The sequence below is a fragment of the Pseudomonas sp. UBA6310 genome (assembly GCF_002438225.1).
In the GTDB taxonomy this organism is placed as follows: domain Bacteria; phylum Pseudomonadota; class Gammaproteobacteria; order Pseudomonadales; family Pseudomonadaceae; genus Pseudomonas_O; species Pseudomonas_O kuykendallii.
In genome coordinates this window covers 1-7,431 of the sequence record NZ_DJTK01000012.1, presented here as the reverse complement: position 1 = coordinate 7,431, position 7,431 = coordinate 1, and the positions used below count along the sequence as shown (strand labels likewise).

The 7,431-nt window shown below is 66.4% G+C and carries 7 protein-coding genes, 1 pseudogene and 1 riboswitch; of the genes and pseudogenes, 3 read left to right on the top strand and 5 right to left on the bottom strand.

Annotated elements, in window-relative coordinates; translation table 11 throughout:
- Positions 1–130 precede the first annotated feature (130 nt).
- Positions 131–751: a TetR/AcrR family transcriptional regulator gene (locus B3E91_RS02235; RefSeq protein ID WP_090223997.1), complete on the top strand. Its 621-nt coding sequence runs from the start codon at positions 131–133 to the stop codon at positions 749–751.
- Between the two features lie 66 nt (positions 752–817).
- Here B3E91_RS02235 and B3E91_RS02230 read toward each other — a convergent pair whose 3' ends face one another.
- The 4 genes from B3E91_RS02230 to B3E91_RS02215 form a co-directional block, all read right to left on the bottom strand.
- Positions 818–1,534, bottom strand: coding sequence for a substrate-binding periplasmic protein (locus B3E91_RS02230; RefSeq protein ID WP_287028182.1), 717 nt, complete (start codon positions 1,532–1,534; stop codon positions 818–820).
- Between the two features lie 113 nt (positions 1,535–1,647).
- Positions 1,648–2,496 (bottom strand): methylenetetrahydrofolate reductase [NAD(P)H], encoded by an 849-nt coding sequence (gene metF / locus B3E91_RS02225; RefSeq protein ID WP_287028181.1) that lies wholly within the window; start codon positions 2,494–2,496, stop codon positions 1,648–1,650.
- Between the two features lie 177 nt (positions 2,497–2,673).
- The gene (gene ahcY, locus B3E91_RS02220) at positions 2,674–4,083 is read right to left on the bottom strand and encodes an adenosylhomocysteinase (protein ID WP_287028180.1); all 1,410 of its coding nucleotides are present in this window, start codon (positions 4,081–4,083) and stop codon (positions 2,674–2,676) included.
- Between the two features lie 25 nt (positions 4,084–4,108).
- Positions 4,109–4,218: riboswitch (S-adenosyl-L-homocysteine riboswitch) on the bottom strand.
- 107 nt (positions 4,219–4,325) lie between these two features.
- Complete coding sequence (locus B3E91_RS02215; RefSeq protein ID WP_287028179.1) at positions 4,326–4,736, bottom strand: hypothetical protein; 411 nt, start codon at positions 4,734–4,736, stop codon at positions 4,326–4,328.
- 209 nt (positions 4,737–4,945) lie between these two features.
- Here B3E91_RS02215 and B3E91_RS02210 point away from each other — a divergent pair.
- Both B3E91_RS02210 and B3E91_RS02205 read left to right on the top strand, forming a co-directional pair.
- A pseudogene (locus tag B3E91_RS02210) lies at positions 4,946–5,362 on the top strand (acyl-CoA thioesterase).
- Positions 5,363–5,492: 130 nt separating this feature from the next.
- Complete coding sequence (locus tag B3E91_RS02205; RefSeq protein ID WP_287028178.1) at positions 5,493–5,939, top strand: c-type cytochrome; 447 nt, start codon at positions 5,493–5,495, stop codon at positions 5,937–5,939.
- A 10-nt stretch (positions 5,940–5,949) separates the two neighbouring features.
- Here the strand turns inward: B3E91_RS02205 and ligB are convergent.
- The coding region (ligB, locus tag B3E91_RS02200) for an NAD-dependent DNA ligase LigB (protein ID WP_287028177.1) at positions 5,950–7,431 on the bottom strand (1,482 nt) is incomplete at its 5' end.

Genomic DNA, 7,431 nt, shown 5'->3' with positions numbered 1-7,431 from the left:
TCTGCGGCAATCTGACGACGATCATTCTCAAGGGGTGTGGCGTGAGGGGGAATATCACTCGTCAGAGCCTTACGAACTCAACCGCTGTTTCGAGTAGTCTTTGCTCCACGGGAGCCAGGCCTGGAATGGAATGACCAATCACAAGATCAAAATCCGCCGAAAGAACGTCGAGAAGATCCTCCTGGCCGCCGAGCAGGTGTTCGCCGAACAGGGTCACGCCGGCACCTCGATGGCCGACATCGCCAAGCGCGCCGAGCTGCCGCGTTCGAACCTGCACTACTACTTCACCACCAAGGACGAGCTGTACCGCGAGGTGCTGGTCAACCTGCTCAGCGTGTGGGAGCTGGAAGGGGCCTGCTTCGTGCATTTCGACGACCCGCGCGTGGTGCTGACCAGCTATGTGCGCGAGAAGATGACCCACTCGCGGACCCGTCCGCACGGCTCCAAGCTGTGGGCCAACGAGATCATGCATGGCGCGCCGCTGTTTCGCGACATCCTCGACGAGCACCTATTCGCCGGCGCCAAGTTCAAGGAGAACAAGATTCGCCAGTGGGTCGAGGAGAAACGCATCCGCCCGGTCGAGCCCTTTGCGCTGCTCTACCTGATCTGGGCCTCGACCCAGCACTATGCTGACTTCGACTACCAAGTCACCGCGCTGAACGACCATAAGCCGCTCAGCGACCAGCAGTTCGAGCAGGCGGTGCAGACCATCACCGCGGTGGTGCTGCGCGGCATCGGCCTGGAGCCCTGAGCCGGACACCGCAGGAACGAAAAAGGCCGCGTTCTTCGCGGCCTTTTGCTGTACGCAGGCTGTCGATCAGCGCGCGGGCGTGGCGGCGCGTTCGGCCTTGAGCTTGCGCAGCTCGATGGTGAAGCGCGCGGCCAGGCGCTCGAACTCCGGGGTTCTGCGCAGCGCCAGGTAGAGGTCGTCGTGGCTGATCGGCTGACGGTGGTAGTCCAGCTGATCGAGGATGCCCATCTGCTGCGCCAGGTACAGCCCGACGCGTCGCTCGATCAGCACCATGTCGACGCGTCCAAGCATCAACTTGCCGAAATTGGCGGCATGGCTGGGGGCGTTCTCGCGGATGAAGTCCTTGGATTGGCGAAACGCTTCGTTGGAATACCAGTAGCCCGGCGACACACCGATGCGACGGCCCTTGAGGCTGCTCAGGTCGCTGTACGGGAATGGTCGCTGGCGGGCGTAGAAGAGCACGAACTCGCTGCTCGACAGCGGCTCGTCGACGAACACCATGCTCTGCTCGCGGTCCGGGTTGCGGAAGATGTCGAGGATCGCGTCGGCGCGGCCCTCGTCGAACTCCGCCAGGCTGCGCTTCCACGGCAGCAGTTGCAGCTCGTGGGTGATGCCGAGGCGTTCGAGCACCGTTGCAGTGAGCTCGTAGTCCAGGCCGCGCACCACGCCGTTCTCTTCGTAGACGTAGGGCGCCCAGGCTTCGCTGACGATGCGCAGCGGATCGGCCTGCGCGACCACGCAGGCGGCCCAGAACAGCAATGCCCAGCAGATCCTTTTCGCCATCTACAGCTCCCTTTTCCTGTTACCCGCGCCCGCGTTCGTGCGGGCGATGGAAGCAAGTCATGCGCCAGGGATCGCGGCGGCTCGCGTTGCGCTGCCGGACAGCCCCTGCCGGGTCAGGCGCCGAGACCCAGGTTGCTGCAGATCGCCAGGCTCGGTTCGGCCTGGTTCAGGGTGTAGAAGTGCAGCCCCGGCGCGCCACCGGCCAGCAGGCGTTCGCACATCGCGCTGATCACCTGTTCGCCGTAGGCCTGGATGCTCTGCACGTCGTCGCCATAGGCTTCGAGCTGCTTGCGCATCCAGCGCGGCAGTTCCGCGCCGCACGCGTCGGAGAAGCGCGCCAGTTTGCTGTAGTTGGTCACCGGCATGATGCCCGGCACGATCGGCGTGTCGACGCCCGCCTTGCGTACCCGCTCGACGAAGTAGAAGTAGGCGTCGGCGTTGAAGAAGTACTGGGTGATGGCGCTGTCGGCGCCGGCCCGGGCCTTGCGCACGAAGTTCGCCAGGTCGTCCTCGAAGCCGCGCGCCTGCGGGTGCATTTCCGGGTAGGCGGCGATTTCGATGTGGAAGTGGTCGCCGGTTTCGCGGCGGATGAACTCGACCAGTTCGTTGGCGTAGCGCAGCTCGCCGCTGGCCATGCCCATGCCCGACGGCAGGTCGCCACGCAGCGCGACGATGCGGCGGATACCGGCGGCCTGGTACTGCGTGAGCAGGCTGCGCAGGTCGTCCTTGCTGTCGCCGACGCAGGACAGGTGCGGTGCGGTCGGCACCTTCACTTCGCCGTCGAGTTGCAGCACGGTGTTCAGCGTACGGTCGCGGGTCGAACCGCCGGCGCCGTAGGTGCAGGAGAAGAAGTGCGGGCGTTCCGCGGCCAGTCGACGTGCGTTGGCCAGCAGTTTTTCATGCCCGGCCTCGGTCTTCGCCGGGAAGAACTCGAAGCTGACGTTGGATTTTTTCTGGGTCATGGAGACGCTTCTCTTCGTAGGGCGGGTTAGCGACGCCGGCCCCATACGTGAAGGCTAATCATGTTTCTACGCGGCGCGTAACCCGCCAGGCGACAGCCGGGACAGCGCTAGAAACCCGTGGTAAGCGAGGGTGGGTTACGCCGCTGCGCGGCTAAAACCCACCCTTCGGTGTGTGGATCAGTAGCGGTAGGCGTCCGGCTTGAACGGGCCTTCGGTGCTCACACCGATGTACTCGGCCTGCTTCGGCGTCAGACGGGTGACCACGCCACCGAAGCCCTTGACCATCTCCAGCGCCACTTCTTCGTCCAGCTTCTTCGGCAGCACTTCGACGGTCAGGCGCTCGGCCTTCTTCTCGGCGGAGAGGTCGGCGAACTTCTGCTCGAACAGGAAGATCTGCGCCAGCACCTGGTTGGCGAAGGAACCGTCCATGATCCGGCTCGGGTGGCCGGTGGCGTTGCCCAGGTTGACCAAGCGGCCTTCGGCGAGAAGGATCAGGTAGTCGTCGTTCTGCGCGTCGAAGCTGCCGGCGCCGGTGCGGTGGATCTTGTGCACCTGCGGTTTGACCTCTTCCCAGGCCCAGTTCTTGCGCATGAAGGCGGTGTCGATCTCGTTGTCGAAGTGGCCGATGTTGCAGACCACGGCGCGCTTCTTCAGCGCCTTGAGCATGCCGGCATCGCAGACGTTGACGTTGCCGGTCGTGGTGACGATCAGGTCGATCCTGCCCAGCAGCGCGGCGTCGACGCAGCCTTCGCTGCCGTCGTTGATGCCGTCCTTGTAGGGCGAAACCAGCTCGTAGCCGTCCATGCAGGCCTGCATGGCGCAGATCGGGTCGACTTCGCTGACCTTGACGATCATGCCTTCCTGGCGCAGCGAGGCGGCCGAGCCCTTGCCCACGTCGCCGTAGCCGATCACCAGCGCCTGCTTGCCCGACAGCAGGTGGTCGGTGCCGCGTTTGATGGCGTCGTTGAGGCTGTGACGGCAGCCGTACTTGTTGTCGTTCTTGCTCTTGGTGACCGCGTCGTTGACGTTGATCGCCGGGACTTTCAGGGTGCCGGCCTTGAGCATGTCGAGCAGGCGGTGCACCCCGGTGGTGGTCTCTTCGGTGACGCCGTGGATGCGCTCGAGCATCTGCGGGTATTTCTTGTGCAGGATTTCGGTCAGGTCACCGCCGTCGTCCAGCACCATGTTGGCATCCCACGGCTGGCCGTCCTTGAGGATGGTCTGCTCGATGCACCACTCGTACTCCTGCTCGGTCTCGCCCTTCCAGGCGAATACCGGGATGCCGGCAGCGGCGATGGCGGCAGCGGCCTGATCCTGGGTGGAGAAGATGTTGCACGACGACCAGCGCACTTCGGCGCCCAGGGCGGTGAGCGTCTCGATCAGTACGCCGGTCTGGATGGTCATGTGGATGCAGCCGAGGATCTTCGCGCCTTTCAGCGGCTGGCTGGCGGCGTATTTGCGGCGCAGGCCCATCAGTGCCGGCATCTCGGACTCGGCGATGATCAGCTCTTTGCGGCCCCAATCGGCCAGGGAAATGTCGGCGACTTTGAAATCGGTGAAACCGGCAGGCGTAGAAACAGCGCTCATGGGATGAGTTCTCCATTCGTTCGAGTGCGAATGGGCGCCGTTGCTGCGTTTGGGAAACGCCCCGTGCGAGCCTGACAGGTGGGCTGCCTCGAATCGATCGAAGCGGCCCGGCCTGCTGCAGCGCCCCTCGCCCGGGTGGCGGGCACGACCGGTAAACCGGGCGTGTGAGGCGAAGGATTATAGCGATGCCGGCGCGACTACCCAATAGGGCAGCGAAGGTGCGCGCCGGATGGCGCGCGCCGTTACTTGCTGAGCATGGTGCCGAGCAGTTTGACCCCGGCGTTCACCGCGGTTTCCTGGGCGGTCTGCGGGGTGGCGGCCGGAACGGCCTGGACCGGCTGCTGGGTGCTGGCGGTCTGCGCGCAGAGGGTGTTGGCCTGCAGCAGGAGCTTCTGCACGTTGCTGTTGTTGGCCGCCTTGCCGGCAGCCTGGGCCAGGGCCAGTTGGTCCTGGTACTCGCGAAGCTTGGCGTCGCAGGCGCTGTTGCCGGTGCTGCTCACCGTATTTGCCGTATTCGTGGTGTTCGCCGGGGTGCCGTTCACCGCATTGGCGACGCTTGCCACGCCGTTGGCGAGGGCGCCGAAGTCCAGTGCCTGGGCCGGCAGATGAAAGGCGGCAAGCAGAACGGCGGCGGAAAGGGGCAGAAAACGCATGGGTTCAACCTCAGTGTCGGGTCGCTCGGCGGCGCGAAGGGGGCAATACCGAGTGAAGTCCTTGGAAAGTCATCGACGGGGATTTAAACCCATGCGCGGGAGTAGGGCAATTAGGTTTTTGTGAACTTTCCCATCGCATTTCCGGTCGCGACACTCAGGCGCCGGCCTGCGATCATGCTGGCGATTCCTAACCCCCGACAGGAGTGTCCATGAACTTCCATACGCGCAAATGGGTGAAGCCCGAAGACCTCAATCCCAACGGCACGCTGTTCGGCGGCAGCCTGTTGAAATGGGTGGACTAGGAAGCGGCGATCTACGCCATCGTCCAGCTGGGTAACCAGCGGGTGGTGACCAAATTCATTTCCGAGATCAATTTCGTCAGCTCGGCGCGGCAGAGCGACATCATCGAGCTGGGCATCACCGCCACCGAATTCGGCCGCACCTCGATCACCCTGCGCTGCGAAGTGCGCAACAAGATCACCCGCAAGAGCCTGCTGACCATCGAGCGCATGGTGTTCGTCAACCTCGGCCCGGACGGCCTGCCGGCGCCGCACGGCAAGAGCGAAATCACCTACATCCGCGACCAGTTCAAGGAAGAGGACGCGCCCCTCGATCCCGCCCGTTGAGCCTCCCGCGGCGGGGGTGACCTGCGTCAACCTGTCGCCAGGTGAGGGCGCCGGGCCGACGGATCAGTTTGGCAGCGACACGGACGGGGGCGGATAATCCGCGTCCCGCCCAACCCTCGCGAAAACGCCCATGCCTTCCAAATCATTGTTCATCGTATTCGCCGCGCTGCTCGTGCTCGGTGGTTGCAACAAGATTGACCCCAACTCCCCGCTCGGCCAGCGCCAGGCGATCTTCAAGCAGATGCTGAAGACCAGCGAAGACCTCGGCGGCATGCTGCGCGGTCGGCTGAAGTTCGATGCCGACGCGTTCGCCAGCGGTGCGGTGCATCTGGACGAGCTGTCGCGCCAGCCGTGGAAGCATTTCCCGATGGTGAAGGAAGAACACAGCAACGCGCGTGACGAGGTGTGGCAGCGCCAGGAGCGCTTCGACGAACTGGCCCGCGACCTCGAGGCCAGCACCGCCGCCCTGGCCGCAGCCAGCACCAGCGGGCCGTTGGCGCCCGAGGCGGTCGCCGCGCCGCTGCAGAAGGTCGAAGACGCCTGCGAAGCCTGCCACAAGGAGTTCCGCGACTACTGATCGCGGCCCGTCAGAAGCCGGCCACGCCCGCTGCGTTCAGCCGTTGGCGAAGGGCGCGTACCTGCGGGTCGGCGAAGAACGCCACCAACGCGCGTGCGCGGCCCGGGCCGACACCGGGCTGGCGTTGCCAGTCGGCCTGGCTGCGTCCGGCCAGTTGCTGCCAGTCCGCGCCGAGATTCGCCGCGCCGCTGGGCGGCAGGCCGAGGGCGCCCAGCCAGCGGCCGAACGGCTGGGCGCGGGCCTCGGCGAAACTCGCCAGCAGGCGTTTGGCGCGCTTCTCGCCGAAGCCGGGCAGGGCGAGCAACTGCTCCTCGCGCAGGTCCATCCAGTCGAGCAGGTGCTCCACCAGTCCCGCGTCGATCAGCGCCTGCCAGCTCCCCGCTCCGACTCCGGCGAGGCCCAGGCCGTGCTTGCCGCCCAGCCATTCCAGGCGCGCGGCGAACTGGCTGCGGCAGTCGGGCGTGGGCTGCCAGCAGCTCAGCGGGTGATAGCGCGAGGTGACGGGTAGCGCCAGCGGCGTGCGCACGGCAGCATGCCAGACCACGCCGTCGAGGCGCGGGATGGTCAGCCCGGCGAGACTGACCGATACCTGGTCGCCGGGCTGGATATCCAGTTCGCGCAGGCGACGCAACGATCCGGCCGACACGCGCTGCACGCGACGGTCATCCAGCTGCACCGGTTGCAACTGCAGCAGCGGGGTGATGCGCCCGCTGCGGCCGACCTTGAACTCCACCGCGCGCACCTCAGCCAGCACCTGGGCGAACGGGTACTTCCAGGCGATCGCCCAGGCCGGTGCGCTGGCGCTCCAGCGCTCGCCCGGCGGACGCCGGCCCTGCTTGATCACCACGCCGTCGCTGGCGAACGGCAACGCGGACCGGTACCAGTGCTCCCGCCATTCGCGGGCCTCGGCGAAGGAGGCCGCCGGTTCGCTGAAACGCGCGCTGTCGGCGAAACCCAGGCGGCGCAGTTCGTCGAGGCGAGCGCGCATGTCGGCCGGGCCATCCGGCCATTCCCAGACGAACAGGCCGATGCCGGCGGCTTCGGCGTCGCCGAGGCTTTGCCGCGCCAGCAGCCCGGCGACCTTGCCCCGCGCGCCGGCGCCGCCGTGGCTGGCCTGCACGTGCTCGGCCAGCTTCCAGTAGAGCTCGCCCTGGAACAGCAGCCGGCGGTTGTCGGGCAGCCGCGCCGGCACGCCGGGGAGCGCGCGCACCCGCGCCGTCCAGTCCTGGCCGAGGCGGCCATCGCCGCGGCTGATCGCCTGCTGCAGTTGGCCGTCCTGGTAGATCAGCGTCACCGCGATGCCATCCACCTTCGGCTGCACCCAGAGTCCATCGCGCTCGGCCATCCAGGCCTGCACGCGGGTTTCGTCGGCGAGCTTGTCGAGGCCGGTCTGCGGCACCGGATGGGTGATCTGCCCCGTGGCGCCGGCCAGCGGGTCGGTGGCGACCGGCGCTTGCGCCGGGAAACAGCCGCGCCAGCCGGCGAGCCGTTC